Raw genomic sequence first — 18,186 nt, forward strand, 5'->3', positions numbered from 1 at the left:
GCAAAACGCGTCTCAAGCCTGTAAATGTGTAAACGATGTACCCGGTTAGATGTGTAAAGGATGTACCGGTCTCTACAATGGCTGAGTTCTTGAGTGCGCCGCGGTCAATCCCCTCTCCCTTTGGGAGAGGGCTAGGGTGAGGGGCTTTTGATCCATTCATGACAGCACCCGCTCTACAGCCCGCACAAAACACCCAGGCGAGGCCAATTGCATCTCCCGGCTCTCAATTTCAACCGCCACCTGCACTGTAACTGCCCTAGTCAAACGCTCACCCGTGACCGCATCGCTAATCAGATAATTAATCTTCAGGCGGTTCTCCCATTCCACCAGGCTGGCGCGCACGTTGATCCGCTGGCCGAACGTGGCGCCGCGGACATAACGCAACTGCATGTCGATCACCGGCCACGCATAACCCGCTTCGAGCATCTGCGTGTAGTTGTGACCGACATGGTCAAGCAGCGCACAGCGCGCCACTTCGAGGTATTTGACGTAATGCCCGTGCCACACCACGTGCATGGTATCGATGTCGAAAAACGGCACCAACACTTCGGTATCAACGTGAAAAACCCCTTTACTACGCATGCAGCCTCCAGTGTTGTTGGGCGATGCGGCTCAGGCACAAACGCAGTTCGGCTTCCAGGGCGCGGTCTTCAACCACGGGGGCAAAATCCTTGGCCAGTTCGGCATGCATCTGCGCCAGCGCCGGCGGCAACGGGCGAGCGTCTTCGGCACGGCTGCGCAGCCAAACGCCCTGATGGGCAGCCAGCAAGGTGGCCGCTGCCACCTGCTCGGTCAACTCCAGTACGCGGATCGCATCACGAGCGGCGATGGTGCCCATGCTCACCTTGTCCTGGTTATGGCATTCCGTGGAGCGGGAGAAGACGCTGGCCGGCATGGTGTTTTTCAATGCCTCGGCTGTCCAGGCGCTGGTACCTATCTGCACCGCTTTAAAGCCGTGGTTGAGCATTGCCCGTTCTGCGCTGGCGCCCGACAGGTTGCTCGGCAGGCCGTGGTTGTAGCGTACGTCCACCAGCAGGGCGAGCTGGCGGTCGAGCAGGTCGGCGACGTTGGCCACCAAGGTCTTGAGGCTGTCCATCGCAAAGGCGATATGGCCGCCGTAGAAGTGCCCGCCGTGCAGTACGCGCTCCTCTTCGGCGTCAATGATCGGGTTGTCGTTGGCGCTGTTGAGTTCGGTCTCGATAAACCCGCGCAGCCAGCTCAGGCTGTCTGCCAGCACGCCCAGCACATGGGGCGCGCAACGCAGCGAGTAGCGGTCTTGCAGGCGATGCAACGGTGCGGTGGGGGCATCGATGGCGAGGTCCTGACGGATCCAGGCAGCGACCTGCATTTGTCCCGGGTGCGGCTTGGTGGCAAACAGGCGTTCGTCAAAGTGCTCGGGGTTGCCTTGCAGCGCCACCACGTTGAGGGCGGTGATGCGCGTGGCCAGTTTGAGCAGGTAGTCGGCGCGGGCATAGGCCAGGCAGGCGAGGCCGGTCATCACGGCGGTACCGTTCATCAGTGCCAGCGCTTCCTTGGGCCGAAGTACCAGCGGTGTCCAGCCCAGTTCCCGGTGCACATCTGCTGCAAGGCGGCGCTCGCCCTTGAACAGGACTTCGCGTTCGCCCGACAGGGTTGCGGCCACGTAAGACAGTGGCGTCAGGTCGCCACTGGCCCCCACCGAGCCTTCTTCGGGGATCAGTGGCAGGATGTCGTGGGCAATAAAGGCCTGCAATCGTTCCAGCAACTCTATGCGCACCCCCGACACGCCGTGGCACAGCGACTGCAAGCGTGCCGCAAGCACCGCGCGGGTGGCTTGCGCATCGAGCAATTTGCCCAGGCCGCAACCGTGGAAGGTGTAGAGGTGGCGGGGCAAGGCTTCGACGTGCTCCAGCGGCACCGCAACCACGCAGGAGTCGCCGTAGCCGGTGGTTACGCCATAGATCACGCCTTCCTTGTCCAGCAGCGAGTCGAGAAAGCGCGCGCCCTTGGCGATGCGCTCGCGGTAGTCGGGGTCGTCCTGCAGCCGCGTTGGCGCCTGACGATTGGCCAGGGCCAGCACGTCTTCAATGCGCAACGGGGTTTGGCCGAAGGTTACTGGCTCATGCGGATGCGTCGTCATCGGTCTTCCAGAAAGGGTAAAAGTTGAACCATTGTTGCGGTGCCTGCAGGCAGTAGTAGCCCAGGCGGTCGGCGTAGAGCGTGGCCCAGTCGTCGATCACCTGCTCGCGGTTATTGCGTCGCCACACCACTTCGCGGGCAAAGGGTTCGAGGATGACTCGATAACGGCCTTTGTGTTTGAGGCAGAACATCAGATTGACCGGGCATTTGAGCAGTCCTGCCAGCAACCACGGGCCTTGGGGGAATGCTGCCGTATAGCCGAGGAAACCGACCTCTATATGGCGCCCGCCATTGAGTGGTACGCGGTCACCGGCGATGGCCAGCCATTCGCCGTTTTCCAGGCGCTGGTTGAGTTGCAGCATCACCGCCGGGTTGAGTTCACTGACCTGAATCAACCGTAAATGGCTGGCCCCGGCTTCGCCCAGCAGGCGGTTGAAGTGTTCGGCATGCCGGGTGTGAACCAGCACATTCATGGTCACCTGCTCGCCCAGTTCGGCGAGCGCACGGCAGACTTCAAGGTTCCCCAAGTGGGCGCCTACCAGCATCTGCCCGCGTTCGCCGCGCAGTTGATTGCGCAGCAGCGCGGGGTCAACGATTTCGATGTCTTCGATCTTGAGACGGCCATTCCATACATCGAGCTTGTCGAGCAGGGCGTCGGCAAACGCCATGAACTGCCCGAATACCCGCCAGCGAGTAGGGCGCAACTCGCTTTGCTCGCTCCAGTCGGCCAGGCGCTGCTGGTATTGCCAGATGCTGCGTCGTGCGCGGCCGCCGAACACAAAGAAGTACAGCACAATGGCGTAAAGCACCGGGCTGAGCACACGTCGGCCCAGCAACCTGACGCCCAGGGCGGTGAGCTTCATCAGCCGGAAACTGCCGCGCTCTTTGTGGGCAGCCCAATGCTGTTGAGGTTCATTCATGCTTTGCAGCGCCTCCAGAGGATGCCCGGCAAGCGTATCAACATGCCGAAAAACAGCTTGGTGTGCATGCTCGAAATCAGCGCATTGTCATGGAACAGGCGAAAGTGCGAGAGACCGTCCTGCGGGTAGTGGACCTGGGTCGGCAGCCAGCACATCGGCTGGTTGCGCCACGCCAGGCGAACCAGGATCTCGGGGTCGAAATCCATGCGCTTGCCCAGCGTTACCGAGTTGATCAGTGCGAGGGTCGGCGCCAGCGGGTAGACCCGAAAACCGCACATCGAGTCGGGAATCTGCAATGAAAGGCTGTTGATCCACACCCACACATGGGTCAGGTAACGCGCATACAGGCGGCCCTTGGGCACGCTGGCATCGTATTGTGGGTAACCGCAGACCAGCGCTGCAGGGTTTTGCTGTGAAACCCGCATGAAAGTAGCGACGTTGCGCAGATCGTGCTGGCCATCTGCATCCACTTGCAGGGCATGGGTAAAGCCCAGTTGCATGGCTTCACGAAGACCGGCCATGACTGCGCCGCCTTTGCCCTGATTGACGGCCAGACGAATGAGGAAGATGTTTTCGCCACGGGCAAGCTCACCAAGAACAGCGGCGCAAGCGGGGCTGCTGGCGTCGTCGACCAGCACACAGGGCAAACCGGCGGCGCGCAGGGCCGCGACCACGCCAGGCACGGCGGTTTCGTGGTTGTACACCGGGATCACGGCGCAGGGGTTATGCACGGGACTATTACTGTTATCCACAGGGGGCCTCCAGCACGATGCGACCACTGGAACAGGGTGCAGTGGCGTTGCGGTAGGCGAAGTGCAATTTTGCGCGTTCGCTGTCAAAGCGCAGGGTTAATTCAATGGCGTCCCCGGGGCGCACCAGTTGCTGGAACTTGAGTACTTCCATCCCGGCAAAACGCGGCGGCAGGTCGAGCAGTTGCTGGCCCAACACCATTGCCCAGTCCACTTGCACCACACCCGGCAACACCGGTGTTTTGGGGAAATGGCCGCTGAAGAACGCCAGGTCCGGCGGGATCGACAGGTTCAGCGTCCACTGACCGGCGTCTTCGCTTTGGCTCAACACTTCCGGCAGCTTGGGCCGGGGTGCGAGTAACAATGCATCGACTCGGGCCTGTGGCAGCTTGCCCTGGCTGTTGAGTGGTAACTGGCGCAGCAAACGCCAGCGGCGCGGCAAGGCCACGGCTTCGCAGTGCTGACTCAAGTGCTGGCGCAGGGTGTGGGTCAGGGCTCGGCGCCCCTGTTCGCGCAGGGCAAACAGGCCACTGGCGCTGAGCACCAGCAGGGCGCCCAGTGAGGCGCGTTGGTCATGCACCACGCCCAGGCGGGCTTCGGCTACCCAGTCATGGGAGACCAGCGCCTGCTCCAGCATTGGCAGGGAAATACGTTTCTCTTCGAGTTTGACGATGCGATCCAGTCGCCCGAGCAACTCAAATCGCCCGTCGGCTTCAATACGGGCGGCATCAGCCGTGTGTTCGACATGGCCCTTGGGCAAGTAGCTAGAGGCGATGATCAAGGCGCCGTCACTGCTCTGGCTCAATTGCACATCGGCAAAGGGCTGCCACAGGTGTTGCCCCTGACGCCAGGCGATACCGCCGGTTTCGGAGCTGCCGAGGATCTCGGTCGGCCACTGGCCCAGGCGTTCGAACAGCGTCCGGGCTGCTTCTTCGGGCAGGGCACCGCCAGAAGAAAATACTCGGCGGACCGAGCTTAACGCCGGCCAGTCGAGGTTGTCGGCCATGCGCTTGAGCAAGGCCGGGCTGGCGATCCAGGCAAAAGCAGCGTGCTCACGGCTGGCGCGTTGCATGTCTTCAGGGAAGGCCAGTTGTTTGCGTACAAAGCTGCGGCCTGCGCACAGAGGCCACAACACACGGAACAACAGCCCGTAGATGTGCTGCGCCGCCACACTGGCAATAATGCATGCATCACCCAGATCAGCACCCCACAGTTGCTCCAGTGCCTGAACCTCGTTGGCCATCTGGCGCAGGCTTTTGTCGATCCGTTTGGGTTCGCCGCTGGAGCCCGAGGTGCACAAACTGAGCTGGCACTGGTCCAGATCCAGTTGCGCTGCAGGCAGAGGATCGGCGTACAGGTCCTGCAACTCTTCGCTTTGAGTTATCCACAGGTCAACCTGGCTGTCCCATCGAAGGCGGGTTTGCGCTTGCAGGTCGGCGGGCAAGAGCACGCTGACTCCGGCCTGCCAGGCACCGAGCAAGGCCTGCGCCAGCTCGGCGGCATCTTCAAGGTGTACGGCAACGCGTCGCACGCCGCGCTGTTGCAGGCCGCCCGCCAGGCGCAGGGCCCGTTCACGCAGGGTGTCGTGGTTCAGCTCGGGGTCAACGCTGACCCGGCGATCTGCGTGCCCCTTGAGCAACAGGTGCTCAAGATTTATCCAATTCATGCCCGGCCTCTTACCTTTTGTCGTATCAGCCATTCAATGAAAAACAGCAGCCCCATCAGCGCGTAGGCGATCAGGCCGTTGTATAACGTCCACCAGCTCAGCGGCGCCCACAGCGTCAGGCAGGCTGCGACTAATCCGTTTAGCATGAAGAACAGGCACCAGACCTTGGTCACCTGCCGCGTGTAATCAATTGCAATATCGGGCAGCACGGGCTCGCGCAACCGCGCCAGCCGCTCGATCATTGGCGGCCCGTACTTCAGGCTCAGGCCGAACAGGCAAAGCATGAACGTGCTGACCAGCACGGGGTACCAGCGCAACAGTGCCGGGCTGTTGAACAGCCCCAGCAGGGCGCAGAACATCAATGCAATCACCGCCATCAACAGACTGCCCGGGCGGCGTTCGCCGGTCAGGGCGCGGGCCAGCCACAGGCTGCCCAGCAGCAGCGCGAATTGCCACGGGGCGAAATGGGCCATGCCGAAATACACCGCAAAGGGGTACATCAGTCCGGCCAGCAACAGGCCGAGGCCAATCAGGCGGTTCATGCGTCAGCGTGAACCAGGCGGTAAACCGCCTCGACCACGTCATTGACGGTACGCACCGATTTGAATTCTTCAGCGGCGATTCGTTTGCCGGTTTTACGCTTGATATGGTCAATCAGGTCGACAGCGTCAATGCTGTCGATTTCCAGATCCTGATACAGGTTGGCGTCCAGGGTGATGCGTTCGGGTTCCAGTTCGAAAAGTTCGACCAGAGCGTCGCGCAGGGTGTTGAAAATGTCGTCACGGTTTTGCATGGTTCGGTCTCAGGCTGCCTGTTTGGCGGTGACAAAAGCCGCAAGGCTGGCCACGTTGGAAAAATGATTGCGTGTATCTTTGGCGTCGGCGTCTATTTTGATGCCGTAGGTCTTTTGAATCGCCAGGCCCAGCTCCAGTGCGTCGACCGAGTCCAGCCCCAGGCCGTCGCCAAACAGGGTTTGATCGTCGCCAATGTCGCTGACACTGATGTCTTCGAGGCCCAGGGCATCGATGATCAGCTGTTTAATATCGTTTTTCAGATCGCTCATCTGTGGCGAGCTCCTTAATAAAATAGTCATGCACGAAGTCGTTGAGCAGGCGCGAGGCTTTGGGCGGCGGGCCAAGCGCGGAAAATGTATGTGGATCTATATCGGCACCGACCCGAAAGCTGAAGTGCACGCGACGCTCGGGTATGCGATACCAGGGCTCGGCCTTGGTCAGCGTGGTGGGGCTGACCTTGATCACCACCGGCGTAAGGATCTTCGCACCCCGCAGTGCAATCGCGGCGGCCCCGCGATGAAAGGATGGCGCATGGCCTGGCCGGGTACGCGTGCCTTCCGGGAAAATCACCAGGGTCTGGCCTTGCTGCAACGCCCCCGCAGCGTTATCGAGCATGTCTACGCTGCCATCATTGCTGATGTATTGCGCCGCACGCACAGGGCTACGGGTAAACGGGTTTTGCCAAAGGCTCTGTTTGACCACGCAATTGGCGTTTCTCACCAGGCCGATCAAAAAAACCACATCGATTAGCGACGGGTGGTTGGCGATGATCATCTGCCCGGGGCGGCCTAGCCGCTCGGCACCCTGGACGTCATAGGTCAGCACGCCCATGCGCGCCATGGTGCGAATAAACAGCCAGAACAGGCGGCTGACGGTAAAACGGGCACGCTCGCGCTGACGCGTGGCATCGCCCGGCAGGCAACTCAGCACCGGAAAAATCACCAGACGCAGGCACAGGCAACCGATACCGAACAGTGCAAAGCTGATGGCAGTGGCGATCAAGCGCCAGGCATAAGCATCACGGCGGGCGCTCACAGGCTGTGCTGCCAGTTCCACACGCGGTTTTTCCAGGTGTGCTGGAATGATCTCTGCTGCTTATCGAGCAGTTGGCGCAACAGATTCAGGGCATGGGGCCATTGAGCTTGTTCTATGCCTGCGGTACCACTGGCGAGTGAAACCTGCCATTGCTCGCCCGGGGTCAGCAGCAGGCCCACGGCATAAGGGAAGGGCACGTCATTGATACAGCGTGCATAGGCCTCGGGTGGCTGCTCTTCGGTGATGATCAGCAACACGGCGGGCGCGCCTTCATTGAGCAGGGCGCAGGCTTCGATCAGGCCGTGCTCCAGGCCGTCTCCGGCGGCAGCAATAGCGGTCATTTCGCTGGTTTCGCCGCGCATGATCGACCACAGGCCAATCACGGCGTTATGCACCGAGAGGCTGAACTGCGTGGGGGACAAGGGCTGATCCGCCGCAAGGTCGCTGAGTATGTCGAATGTGCGCGGGGTTTCACCGTGACGCGAGGCAAAGACCAGCGGTAATGCTTCACGGCCTTCGGCCAATGGCCAGCCGACGCAGAATGCCATGCGAGCCAGGCGGCTGAGGCGGCGCCGTTGCATGGCGGGTAAAAATGAGACATCGGGTGCTGCGCTGTTGGCAGCAAGTACACAGGGGTGCTGGCTCCAGGCTTGCCAATCGGCCACGGTGTCGAGGCCTGGAGCCCAGGCGCGCCACGCGGCGATATTGAAATTGATCACTGGAGTTCATCCCGCCCTTGCAGGCTTCCTTGATGCGAAAGTGGACACCGATCGACGCCGCACTTGATACAGAGGGGCGATATTATCCCGGTGCAGTTGGTTCGTAGCAAATATTGCTTACAGCCCCAGTGTGGTTTTTCTGGGAATTTAGAAAAATAGGATCAATGGATTTTATTTGAGAGATTTATTCGTTTGTTTTTGTGGAGATATTCTCGATTGATGTAGGGCATTTCTTAGCAAGGTAGCTAAGCCGCGCAAAGGGCATCTACACTCGGACACTCATAGGTACACGGAGGTTTTGAAATGCGTCGCGTGGTGTTTAACCAGAAAGGCGGTGTGGGTAAATCCAGCATCGCGTGTAACCTGGCTGCGGTTAGCGCCAGCGAAGGGTATCGCACGTTGTTGGTGGATCTGGATGCCCAGGCCAACTCTACTCAATACCTGACCGGACTGACCGGCGATGATATCCCTATGGGGATTGCCGAGTTCTTTAAACACACCTTGTCAGCGGGCGTGGGCTCGAAGAAAAACCGGGTCGATATTTACGAAACACCCTTTGAAAACTTGCACGTAGTGACGGCTACGGGTGAATTGGCCGATTTGCAGCCCAAGCTTGAGGCCAAGCACAAGATCAACAAGTTGCGTAAGTTGCTGGACGAGCTGGCTGAAGACTATGACCGCATTTATGTCGACACTCCACCCGCGCTGAATTTTTACGCGGTATCGGCGTTGATTGCCTGTGATCGTGTGCTGATTCCGTTCGATTGCGACAGTTTTTCACGTCAGGCGCTCTATGGCCTGCTGGCTGAAATCGCTGAGCTAAAGGAAGACCACAATGAAGACCTGCTGGTCGAGGGCATCGTGGTCAACCAGTTTCAGGCCCGGGCCAGCCTGCCCCAGCAAATGCTTGATGAGCTGATTGCCGAGGGGTTGCCGGTGCTGCCCATGTACCTGAGCAGCTCAGTGCGCATGCGTGAGTCGCATCAGGCCTGCCAGCCTTTGATTCACTTCGACCCGAGGCACAAGCTGACCCAGCAGTTTGTGGAGTTGCACGATTACCTGGATCAGAACGCTTAAGCGCTGATGCCTTGGCTGCGCAGCCAGGCGCCAAGTTGCTGCAATGGCAACGCACCGCTCTGGCGTGCGATTTCGCGGCCATTTTTAAACAGGATCAGGCTGGGTATCGAACGGATGCCCAGTTGCCCCGCCAGGTGCTGGTTGGCCTCGCTGTCGAGCTTGGCAAGCCGACACTTGCCCAGCAGTTGGCGGGCGGCCTGCTCAAATACCGGAGCAAAGGCCTTGCAGGGCCCGCACCACTCGGCCCATACATCTATCAGTAGCGGCAGGTCGCCCTTGTTCTGGCTGGCGTAATCGGTTTGCTGCAAATCGAAGGGCCTGGCCAGCAATACTTCATTTTTGCAGCGCCCGCATTTGGGGTGCTCACCCAGGCGATCGCCGGGGATGCGGTTCAGGCCGTTGCAGTGGGGGCAGGGGATCAGCAGCGGTTCGGTCATGGAGAGCTCCTTGGAAGTGGCCATTGGTGCCGCCTGTCGCAGCGACTCCAGATTGATGGCGTGCAGTTCAGCAGATGAACACCTGGGCCGCCACCCCCCCATGACGTATCTGCTCACAATGTGCTCAAGCCGGCCACCAGGTCTCTATCTAGGCTGTAAAAACCCCCCGGGCTTTGCACCGCTGGTCTGGCAATCGTTATCGCAAGTTGCGATTGCCAGGGTTCGGGTTTAGCCTTCATAGCAAGATGCGATAAGGACATTGCAGGCGAGTGATTACAGCAAAACGAATTTGGGAAGCCAAAGCACAATGGCCGCAATCGGCGAGCGCACTGGATGAGTGGTATCGCAAGATCAAAGTCCTCAGCCCTGAAGACTTCGCCGCGTTGAGGTCGTTTTTCCCCGCCACCGACAAGGTGGGTTCGTTTCATGTTTTCAATATAGGTGGTAACAAACTGCGGTTGATCGCCGTGGTGCGTTACCGGGTACAGCGCCTCTACATCCGTCATGTGCTGGATCACCGTGACTATGACAAGGGCAAATGGAAGGAATCAGCACCATGAACGCATTGGTCGAACAGGCAGCAGAGCATTGGCAATTCGTGGCGCCGCTGCTGCGCAAACCGAAAAACGAAGCCGATTACGACGGGCTGGTCGCCGCCCTTGATACGTTGACCGACTTGATAGGCGATGATGAGACCAACCCCTTGATGAGCCTGGTGGACATCATCGGTGACTGGGTTGAGGCTTACGACCTAGAGCATCGACCGATGCCCAAGGTCAGCGGCGTCGATGTGCTGCGCTCGGTGATGCAGGAACACGGGCTGACGCAAAGCGATTTGCCAGGTGTCGGCACCCAGTCTGTGGTGTCCGAAATCCTCAGCGGTAAACGCCAGCTCAACGTACGGCAGATTCGTTGGCTGGCCGATTACTTCAAAGTGCCTGTGGATATGTTTATCTGAGGCTTACGGCGTGCGCCACGCTGTGGCTGGTTTGTGGGCCGACGACTGGCGACCGGCCTCGGTTCTGTGGGAGCGGGCAAAACCGGCAACAGTATATTTACCGGTTTTGCATCACGACGAGCAGCTGATTTCCAGATGCTTGCCCCACTCCGGCGGGCGTTCGGCGTAGCCTTCCATGCCCGGTTGTTCGGTGAACGGTTGGGTCAGTACCGTGTGCAAGCGTTGCACTTCGCTGTAATCCCCGGCCTCGGCCGCATCGATGGCCTTTTGTGCCAGGTAGTTGCGCAGGATATACAGCGGGTTGACCGCGTGCATGCGCTCACGCCGGACGCTTTCATCGCTTGCGCCGTCTCGGGCAACCCGGGCCACGTACTGCGCGGCCCATTCGTCAAAACCCTTGAGATCGACAAATTCGTCTCGCAGCCGTGCTACCGCCTGTTCTGCCGGGAGGTCCCCCAGGCGCCGGAAAAACAGGTTGTAGTCGACGCTGCTGCCTTGCATCTTTTGCAGCAAGGTTTCGACCAGGTGTTGATCGGTGTCTTCGGCACTGGTCAGACCCAACCGGCGGCGCATCAGGTCGAGGTAGTGGGCCTGGTACAGCGGCAAAAAAAGCCCCAGGGTTTCGCGCAAGGCTTCAACGCTGATAAACGGCGTCAATGCCTGGGCCAGGGCACTCAGATTCCACTGGCCGATCGGCACCTGGTTGCTGAAGGAGTAACGCCCTTCATGGTCGGAATGGTTGCAGATGAAGTTGGCGTCGAAGTCGTCGAGGAAGGCGAACGGACCGAAGTCAAAGGTGATGCCCAGGATCGACATGTTGTCGGTGTTCATTACACCGTGACAAAACCCGTAGGCCTGCCACTTGGCGATCAGTTCAGCGTTGCGTTCGACGATTTCGCGAAACATGGCCAGATAGGGTTCGGGTTGCTCCAGGCACTCGGGGAAGTGCATCGCCAGCACATGCTCACCCAGTAGCTTTTGCTGCTCGGGGCGCTTGGTGTAGTAGAAATACTCGAAGTGCCCGAAGCGTATATGGCTGGGTGCCAGGCGCAGCACCATGGCGGCGCGCTCCTGGGTTTCGCGCCACACCGGGGTGTCGGAGGCGATCACACACAGGGCTCGGCTGCTGGGGATGCCCAGTGCATGCAGTGCCTCGCTGGCGAGAAACTCGCGGATCGAGGAGCGCAGTACGGCGCGGCCATCACCCATGCGCGAATAAGGGGTCATGCCGGCGCCCTTGAGGTGCAGGTCCCAGTGCTCGCCCGCGTCGTTATACACCTCACCCAGCAGTAACCCGCGGCCATCGCCCAGTTGCGGATTGTAAGAACCGAACTGATGACCGGAATAGACCATCGCCCGAGGCTCGGCGTTGGCCCACAGGGTATGGCCACCAAACAGTTGCGCAAATACAGGGTCTTGGGTGACAGCGGGGTCGAGGTCGAGCAGTGCCAGGGCGGCGTCGCTGGCGACCACAACACGCGGTGCGTCGATGGGCTCAGGCAGCACATGGGTCGAGAAGGCATCACCCAGGCGGGCAAAGCGGTTATCAAAAGTCAGTTCGTCGAGGGCTTTCAATGACCGTCTCCAGTGAACAGTGGCGGATCGTGGCAGCGGGCTTGCCCGCGACGGCATCAACGGGCTTGGTTGGTTAAACCGATTCGTTTGCATCGCAGGCAAGCCAGCTCCCACAGAGGTTGCATCGGACTTGCGTCAGTCGAGCTTGCCCAACTGCGGCTTTTGCGGTGGTGGTGTCGGCTCGGGCGGGACTTCCGGCCCAACGGGCACCAGTTTGTATTCTTGCCCCTGCAGGTTCTTGAGGTACACCTCCATCTGCTGGAAGGAGATGTTGATGTGGTGGTTTTTGAACTCGCGGTTGATAAAGCGGTTGACCTCGTCGATCACCGGGTTGCGGTCGCCCAGGTCGCGTACGTGCATGCGCAGTTCGTGGTCGAGAGTGCTTTGGCCGAAGTTGAGGAAGTACACATGGGGCTCCGGGTCTTTGAGCACCCGCGGGTTCTCTTGCGCAGCCTTGAGCAGCAACTGCTTGACCAGGTCGAGGTCGGAGCCGTAATCGACGCCCAGCTTCAGGGTCACACGGGTGATGGTGTCCGTAAGCGACCAGTTGATCAGTTGCCCGGTAATAAAGGTCTTGTTCGGGACGATGATGTCTTTGCGGTCGAAGTCGGTGATGGTGGTGGCCCGGATGCGGATCTTGCTCACGGTGCCTGACAGATTGCCGATGGTGATGGTGTCGCCGATCCGTACCGGGCGTTCGAACAGGATCATGATCCCGGAAATAAAGTTGGCGAAGATTTCCTGCATGCCGAAGCCCAGGCCTACCGACAGTGCCGCAACCAGCCATTGCAACTTGTCCCAGCTCACGCCCAGTGTTGACAGGGTGGAGACAAAGCCTACGCCGATGATCACGTAGGTCAGCAGGGTCGTAGTTGCGTAAGCACTGCCCTGGCCCAGATCAAGGCGCGACAGCACCAGCACCTCCAGCAGGCCGGGCAAGTTACGCGCCAGCGCGATGCTGATGCCGATGATGACCAGCGCACCTATCACGTCGCCGATGCTGATGGGCACCATGCTCATATTGGCGCCGGTACCGCTGGTATATTCGTAGAGGGTGATGTTGTCCAGGTAGGAAAAAACCGAGATCAAGTCAGCCCACACCCAGTACAGAATGCCGATAAAGCCAGCCAGCAGGGCCAGGCGGATCAGGCGCAGGGACTGTTGGTTGACCTGTTCGATGTCCAGGGTCGGCTCTTCGATAATCGTATCGTTGCCTTCGCCTGCTTCCTTGGCGGCCTGGCGTTTGGCCAGTGCACGCTGGTAGGCCAGGCGCCGTGCCGCTACTGCCAGGCCACGGACAAACGCCGCTTCGACCACCAGCCAGAGCATCAGCAGATAGAGGGTATTGATCAGGCGGTCGCTGAGCTTGAGCGCGGTGTAGTAGTAGCCAAAACACACCGCCACAAACAGCGCCAGCGGCAGCAGGGCGAAGGCAAAACCGAGCAACTTGCGCAGGCGATAGGCTTTTGTTGCTGTTTCAAAGTCGTTGAGCAACAGGCGGCAGAGCAGCCAGGCCATGGCCGCATAGCAACTGAGCACCACCAGAATACCCAGGACATCGTCGGCCAGCGCAGCCGGTTGTTGCTCGGCAAAGGCGACGACGGCCACCAGGGCCAGGACCACAAAACCGAGTTTGCGGATCCAGTTCTGCAAGAACGCGACCAACGGTTTTTCCCAGCGAAAATGCAGTTCGGCCACGCCACCCGGCGCCAGAATCCGGTAAGCGGTGTAGAACACCAGCCAGGCCTCGGCCATCTGAATCAACGCCGCGCCCGTATTGGCATTCATGCCCCGGGCATCGGTTTGCAAGGCGTAGCCGCACAAGGCCAGCGCCAATGAAATGGGCATCGCCAGCAAGATATTGATCAATATTGCCAGCGGCGTGTGCCATTGGCTGTCACGCTTGAAGTGACCGATGTCCTGATGGATCTTGTTCAATTTGCTGTAGAGGTAGCGACGTTTCCACAGCAGCGCCACGACCACCAGCAAAAACGGCAAGAACAGCAGGGGACGTTGCACCAGGCCTTCTGCCAGTTCACTGACGCTGGAACCCCAGGGCAGGGTGGTGATTTGCTGCTCAAGCTGGCGCGGTGCGGTTTCCAGCCATTCCAGATCCAGCGGCTTGTTGCTGGGGATCCAGAACATTTGCTCATCCAGCGTGGCGCGCAGGCTTTGGGCGGTGCTGAGCAGTTGTTTCTGGTTCAGTTGCAGGGTAATCGATTCGTTGAGCAGCGAGCTTAGTTCGCGGTTCAGGCGGTCCAGCAGATCGCTGCGGGTGTTGACCAGTTCGAGCAGGGTTTTGCGCAGTTGCGGTGTGACCTGGTCGGCAGGTTGGGTGGACAGCAGGTTGTCGACGTAAGTCGTGGGGTTGCTGATCAACTCGCGCTGCTGGTTGATTTCAAACTGGTACAGACGGATATCGGCGATTTCGTCTGCCAGATTCTTGTCCATTTTTTGCAGGCGCGGCAGGGCTTGCTTCTGCTTATAAAGTATCTTGGACAGCAACAAACTGCCCTTGAGCACGTTGATCTGCTCATCCAGGGCCTGGTCGCTCTGGGTAACGTTGTCCAGTTGTTGCTTTGTTTGCAGATTCTGCTGGGTCACCTCGTTGAGGCGATCGGTGCTGCGCAACAGGTAGTCGGAGAGCTTGAGGTTGATCGCGCTTTCGGTCGCCAGCAGGCTGCTGCTGCCGGACTTTTTCGCCTCGATGGATTGCTCGGTCACGGTCTGCTGCGACTGGGCCAGGCGCTTTTGATTGATCAGGGTTTGCAGGTCCTGGATTTCCTGGTCCTGGCGCGTGGTTTTTTCCAGCAGCAGGTCGTGCTGGCTGCCGCTCAGATCTTGCAACAGGCTGTTGCCAGCCAGTTCCTGGCGGCGCAGGGCAATCAGTGCGTTGAGCGAGGCGGCTTCGGCGTTGAGCTGGTTGCGCTGATCGGGGGTAAGCAACTTGCCATTGTCGCGTCCTGTTTTCAGGGTGGTGTTGATCTGCTGGATACGGGTCTGGCTGTTGCTGATCTCGGCCTGGGCCCGCTCGGGTCGGGTCTGCGCGGCAATGCTTTGGCTGTTGGCGATAGCCAGGGCTTTTTGCAGCTCGCCCTGTTGCGTGGTGCGTTCCGCCAGCAGTTGTTCCAGCTGCTGCACGGACAGCTCGCTGTAGCGCTGGGCTACGGGTATGGGTTTGCTGGCCTTGATTTTGGCCAGTTCGCGCTGGTTTTCGGCAGTCTGGCGAGGGGCATCGTTGATCTGTTGTTTGACGTCGTTCAGGCGCTGTTCGTAATCGGCTTTGCTGTCGAGCAGGGTCAGGGTCTGCTGGAGCACCGCCTGCAGGGCTTTTTGGTCGGCGTCCGGCAGTTTGCGCTCGGCAATTTTGTCCAGGCTTTGCTGCACCGCTTCGGCGGTAGGCGGGTCGGCAGCCTGAAGCGTGCCGACACAAAGGCTCAGGCCGAGCAGGACGGTGGCGATGAACGTGCGCAGAGTTGGCATAGATACCGGTCAGACAAGGGCGGAAAGTTGGAGTTTAGAGGAACAGCCCCGGGCCCGGTGCACTTCCTTCGGGGAATCTGACGCCCACTTTGGCGATCTTGTTCCCTTCCATCATCGCAACCGTCCAGATGGTGTTGTTCCACTCCACCTGGTCGCCGACCACCGGCGCGCCGCCGACCTTGTGGGCAATGAAGCTGCTCAGTGAGGTGTTCGGGTCGATGCCGTCCAGCTTCAGGCCGTACAAGGCGGCCACAGCGCCCAGCTGGGCGTCGCCTTCGAGCACGAAGTCGCCGAAGAAACGCAGGTCCAGGCCACGGCTCGGGGGCTGGCTGAACAGTTTGCCCAGGGCAGGCAAGTCGTGTTCGTGGCCGATGACGCAGAGCAGGTCACCCACTTCAAGCGTGGTACTACCCGACGGATGGAGCAGTTTTTTATCGCGAAACAGGGCGGCGATACGGGTGCCGTCGGGCATTTTCAGTTCACGCAGGGCCGCACCGATGCACCAGTTTTGTGCGTCGAGGCGATAAACAAAGAGTTCCCACTCGCTGGTGACATGCACTTCAAGGGCTGAACGGGACACGGGGGCCAGATCAGGCGGTACGGTCACCTTGAGCAGCTTGGCGACCCACGGCAGGCTGGTGCCTTGCACCAGAAGAGATACCAGCACGATAAAGAATGCCAGGTTGAAATACAGCTGCGCATTGGGCAGCCCGGCCATCAACGGGAACACCGCCAGAATGATCGGCACCGCACCGCGCAGGCCTACCCATGAGATAAAGGCTTTTTCGCGTCCATGGAAGGCTTTGAAAGGTAGCAGCCCCACTACCACTGACAGCGGGCGGGCAAACAGAATCATCCACAGGGCCAGTGCCAGTGCTGGAATGGCGATGGGCAACAGGTCGTGTGGCGTGACCAGCAAGCCCAGCACCAGGAACATGCCAATCTGGGCCAGCCAGGCCATGCCGTCGAGCATATGCAAAATGCCATGACGGCTGCGGATCGGACTGTTGCCAATCACCAGGCCGCACAGGTAGACCGCGAGAAAGCCGCTGCCGTGCAGGGCGTTGGTCAGGGAAAAGACCACCAGCCCGCCTGCGATCACCAGAATCGGGTACAGGCCGTTGGCCAGGTTGATACGGTTGACCATTTGCAGCATTAGCCAGCCGCCTGCCAGACCGACCGTGCCGCCGATGGCAAATTCACGCACCAGGTTGAGCAAGAGGCTCCAGTGCAGGCCTGTTTCACCGCTGGCGAGCATGTCGATCAGGGTGACGGTGAGGAATACCGCCATCGGGTCGTTGCTGCCGGACTCGATTTCGAGGCTGGCTGAAACCCGCTCGTTCAGGCCTTTGCCACCCAGCAGCGAGAACACTGCGGCGGCATCGGTGGAGCCGACAATGGCGCCAACCAGCAGACCCTGGATCAAGTTGAGATTAAACAGCCAGGCGGCCATCAGCCCGGTCAGCCCCGTGGTGATCATCACCCCCACCGTGGCCAGCGATAACGCGGGCCATAACGCCACGCGAAAACTGGAAACCCGGGTGCGCAAGCCGCCGTCGAGCAAAATCACCGCCAGGGCGAGGTTGCCCACCAGATAGGCCGTGGGGTAGTTGTCAAAAATGATGCCGCCGCCATCGACACCTGCGGTCATGCCCACCGCAAGGATGATGACCAGTATCGGGATGCCCAGGCGCGAGGACAGAGAACTTACCAGGATGCTTGCGCCTACCAGCAACGCGCCGATCAAGAACAGGCTGTTGATGGTCGTCGCATTCAAAGGCAGTACTCCAGAAAGCTAAAAAAGACAGGGCGCAGACCTGGCATGCAGCCTGCGTGCCATCGATTCTAACCTGCGCCATTGGCGGGCTGTCAAAAAAGGTTTTGAATGGATTACACCCTGGAGGTGTTTGGGCCTGTCGAGTAGGACTGAAGGCCTTTCTTACAAAAAAATGGGATTTTCACTGCATTTTTATATTAGGTAAATTGTGTGTACTGCGGCCTCCCACTTGCGCACGGACATGACATGAACCCTGCTACTGAGGCTGGCAACAGGCTATCGAAGACAACACCGTGGTGTGACGACAAACGAATCAACCTTTATGTCGTGTCTGTCAGCAAGTTTCTGCTGCTGTATGGGCTTACGGCAGGCGGGTACATGGTCTATTGGTCATATCGCAACTGGGCGTCCTACAAAGCGGAAACCGGGGCGCCGATCGCGCCGTTGCTGCGCGCTGCGCTCTGGCCATTTTTTATCCTGCCGCTGTTTGAAGTGGTTCAGAACGGCCTCGACAGGACAGGGCGCTGCTATTTTTGGCAACCCGAGACCAGAGGCCTGCTCATTATGCTGCTGGTCATGTTCTCGGTGCTGGTGTCCACGCTGTTTACCCGGCCCGCGGATGCGGTCTATGTGTTGTTCACCAATGCAGTACTGATCACCGGTTGTTGTGCAATGCTGGTGGCGGCCCAGCGCGCAATCAATATGCTGGCGGGTGACCCGCAGGGCAGCGTCAACAAGGCCCTGAGCTGGGCTAATTTTGCCTGGATGGTGGCCGGCACGCTGTTGATGGCCATCGTTGGCTATATGGAATTCATGAGCCAACGTTGAGTTCATGGCGTAAAAAAACCGGGCAACCCTTTCGGGTGCCCGGTTTTTTA

18 protein-coding genes are annotated in these 18,186 nt (G+C 59.6%); 4 read left to right on the forward strand and 14 right to left on the reverse strand.

What is annotated here, in order from left to right; all coding sequences use genetic code 11:
- Window positions 1-156: 156 nt before the first annotated feature.
- The 10 genes from GHO42_RS17180 to GHO42_RS17225 are packed head-to-tail and all read right to left on the reverse strand — an operon-like array spanning window position 157 to window position 8,001.
- Window positions 157-582, reverse strand: coding sequence for a thioesterase family protein (locus GHO42_RS17180; protein WP_153328270.1), 426 nt, complete (start codon window positions 580-582; stop codon window positions 157-159).
- Entirely contained in the window at window positions 575-2,119 is a 1,545-nt protein-coding gene (gene hutH, locus GHO42_RS17185; protein WP_130872287.1) for a histidine ammonia-lyase, read from the reverse strand. The genes GHO42_RS17180 and hutH overlap by 8 nt, the downstream gene beginning before the upstream one ends.
- A complete protein-coding gene (locus GHO42_RS17190) occupies window positions 2,100-3,038 on the reverse strand; it encodes a glycosyl transferase (protein ID WP_095000880.1) in 939 nt (312 codons plus the stop codon). Before GHO42_RS17190 ends, hutH begins: the two co-directional genes overlap by 20 nt.
- Window positions 3,035-3,769, reverse strand: a complete 735-nt coding sequence (locus GHO42_RS17195; RefSeq protein WP_095000881.1) for a glycosyltransferase family 2 protein — start codon at window positions 3,767-3,769, stop codon at window positions 3,035-3,037. Before GHO42_RS17195 ends, GHO42_RS17190 begins: the two co-directional genes overlap by 4 nt.
- A gap of 13 nt (window positions 3,770-3,782) precedes the next feature.
- The gene (locus GHO42_RS17200; protein ID WP_095025236.1) at window positions 3,783-5,453 is read right to left on the reverse strand and encodes an AMP-binding protein; all 1,671 of its coding nucleotides are present in this window, start codon (window positions 5,451-5,453) and stop codon (window positions 3,783-3,785) included.
- Entirely contained in the window at window positions 5,450-5,995 is a 546-nt protein-coding gene (locus GHO42_RS17205) for a hypothetical protein (protein WP_095017712.1), read from the reverse strand. Before GHO42_RS17205 ends, GHO42_RS17200 begins: the two co-directional genes overlap by 4 nt.
- Window positions 5,992-6,246 carry an acyl carrier protein gene (locus GHO42_RS17210; protein WP_095000884.1) on the reverse strand — a complete coding sequence of 85 codons (255 nt, stop codon included), beginning with the start codon at window positions 6,244-6,246 and terminating at the stop codon, window positions 5,992-5,994. Before GHO42_RS17210 ends, GHO42_RS17205 begins: the two co-directional genes overlap by 4 nt.
- Window positions 6,247-6,255: 9 nt before the next feature.
- A complete protein-coding gene (locus GHO42_RS17215) occupies window positions 6,256-6,516 on the reverse strand; it encodes a phosphopantetheine-binding protein (protein ID WP_095000885.1) in 261 nt (86 codons plus the stop codon).
- Entirely contained in the window at window positions 6,491-7,303 is an 813-nt protein-coding gene (locus GHO42_RS17220; RefSeq protein WP_095000886.1) for a 1-acyl-sn-glycerol-3-phosphate acyltransferase, read from the reverse strand. The genes GHO42_RS17215 and GHO42_RS17220 overlap by 26 nt, the downstream gene beginning before the upstream one ends.
- A complete protein-coding gene (locus tag GHO42_RS17225) occupies window positions 7,279-8,001 on the reverse strand; it encodes a beta-ketoacyl synthase chain length factor (protein WP_095017711.1) in 723 nt (240 codons plus the stop codon). Before GHO42_RS17225 ends, GHO42_RS17220 begins: the two co-directional genes overlap by 25 nt.
- A gap of 303 nt (window positions 8,002-8,304) precedes the next feature.
- On the opposite strand from GHO42_RS17225, the gene GHO42_RS17230 reads away from it, so the two are divergent.
- Window positions 8,305-9,078 (forward strand): ParA family protein, encoded by a 774-nt coding sequence (locus tag GHO42_RS17230; protein WP_095000888.1) that lies wholly within the window; start codon window positions 8,305-8,307, stop codon window positions 9,076-9,078.
- Here GHO42_RS17230 and trxC read toward each other — a convergent pair.
- Window positions 9,075-9,515, reverse strand: a complete 441-nt coding sequence (trxC, locus tag GHO42_RS17235; RefSeq protein WP_153328274.1) for a thioredoxin TrxC — start codon at window positions 9,513-9,515, stop codon at window positions 9,075-9,077. The genes GHO42_RS17230 and trxC overlap by 4 nt on opposite strands.
- Window positions 9,516-9,784: 269 nt before the next feature.
- Between trxC and GHO42_RS17240 the strand changes: the two genes are divergently transcribed.
- The gene (locus tag GHO42_RS17240; RefSeq protein WP_095023803.1) at window positions 9,785-10,075 is read left to right on the forward strand and encodes a type II toxin-antitoxin system HigB family toxin; all 291 of its coding nucleotides are present in this window, start codon (window positions 9,785-9,787) and stop codon (window positions 10,073-10,075) included.
- Complete coding sequence (locus tag GHO42_RS17245) at window positions 10,072-10,473, forward strand: type II toxin-antitoxin system HigA family antitoxin (protein ID WP_095023804.1); 402 nt, start codon at window positions 10,072-10,074, stop codon at window positions 10,471-10,473. Before GHO42_RS17240 ends, GHO42_RS17245 begins: the two co-directional genes overlap by 4 nt.
- Window positions 10,474-10,584: 111 nt before the next feature.
- On the opposite strand, the gene selO is transcribed toward GHO42_RS17245, so the two are convergent.
- The 3 genes from selO to GHO42_RS17260 all read right to left on the reverse strand — a co-directional run bounded on the left by selO (window position 10,585) and on the right by GHO42_RS17260 (window position 17,308).
- Window positions 10,585-12,048 (reverse strand): protein adenylyltransferase SelO, encoded by a 1,464-nt coding sequence (selO, locus tag GHO42_RS17250; protein WP_095017709.1) that lies wholly within the window; start codon window positions 12,046-12,048, stop codon window positions 10,585-10,587.
- Between the two features lie 135 nt (window positions 12,049-12,183).
- A complete protein-coding gene (mscK, locus tag GHO42_RS17255) occupies window positions 12,184-15,531 on the reverse strand; it encodes a mechanosensitive channel MscK (RefSeq protein ID WP_095017708.1) in 3,348 nt (1,115 codons plus the stop codon).
- Between the two features lie 34 nt (window positions 15,532-15,565).
- Window positions 15,566-17,308: a potassium/proton antiporter gene (locus GHO42_RS17260; protein ID WP_095000894.1), complete on the reverse strand. Its 1,743-nt coding sequence runs from the start codon at window positions 17,306-17,308 to the stop codon at window positions 15,566-15,568.
- Between the two features lie 246 nt (window positions 17,309-17,554).
- Between GHO42_RS17260 and GHO42_RS17265 the strand changes: the two genes are divergently transcribed.
- On the forward strand, window positions 17,555-18,136 hold the full coding sequence (locus GHO42_RS17265; RefSeq protein ID WP_095017707.1) for a hypothetical protein: 582 nt from the start codon (window positions 17,555-17,557) through the stop codon (window positions 18,134-18,136).
- Window positions 18,137-18,186: the final 50 nt, after the last annotated feature.

It is taken from the genome of Pseudomonas sp. FSL R10-0056 (assembly GCF_009600105.1).
Taxonomy (GTDB): Bacteria; Pseudomonadota; Gammaproteobacteria; order Pseudomonadales; family Pseudomonadaceae; genus Aquipseudomonas; species Aquipseudomonas bubulae.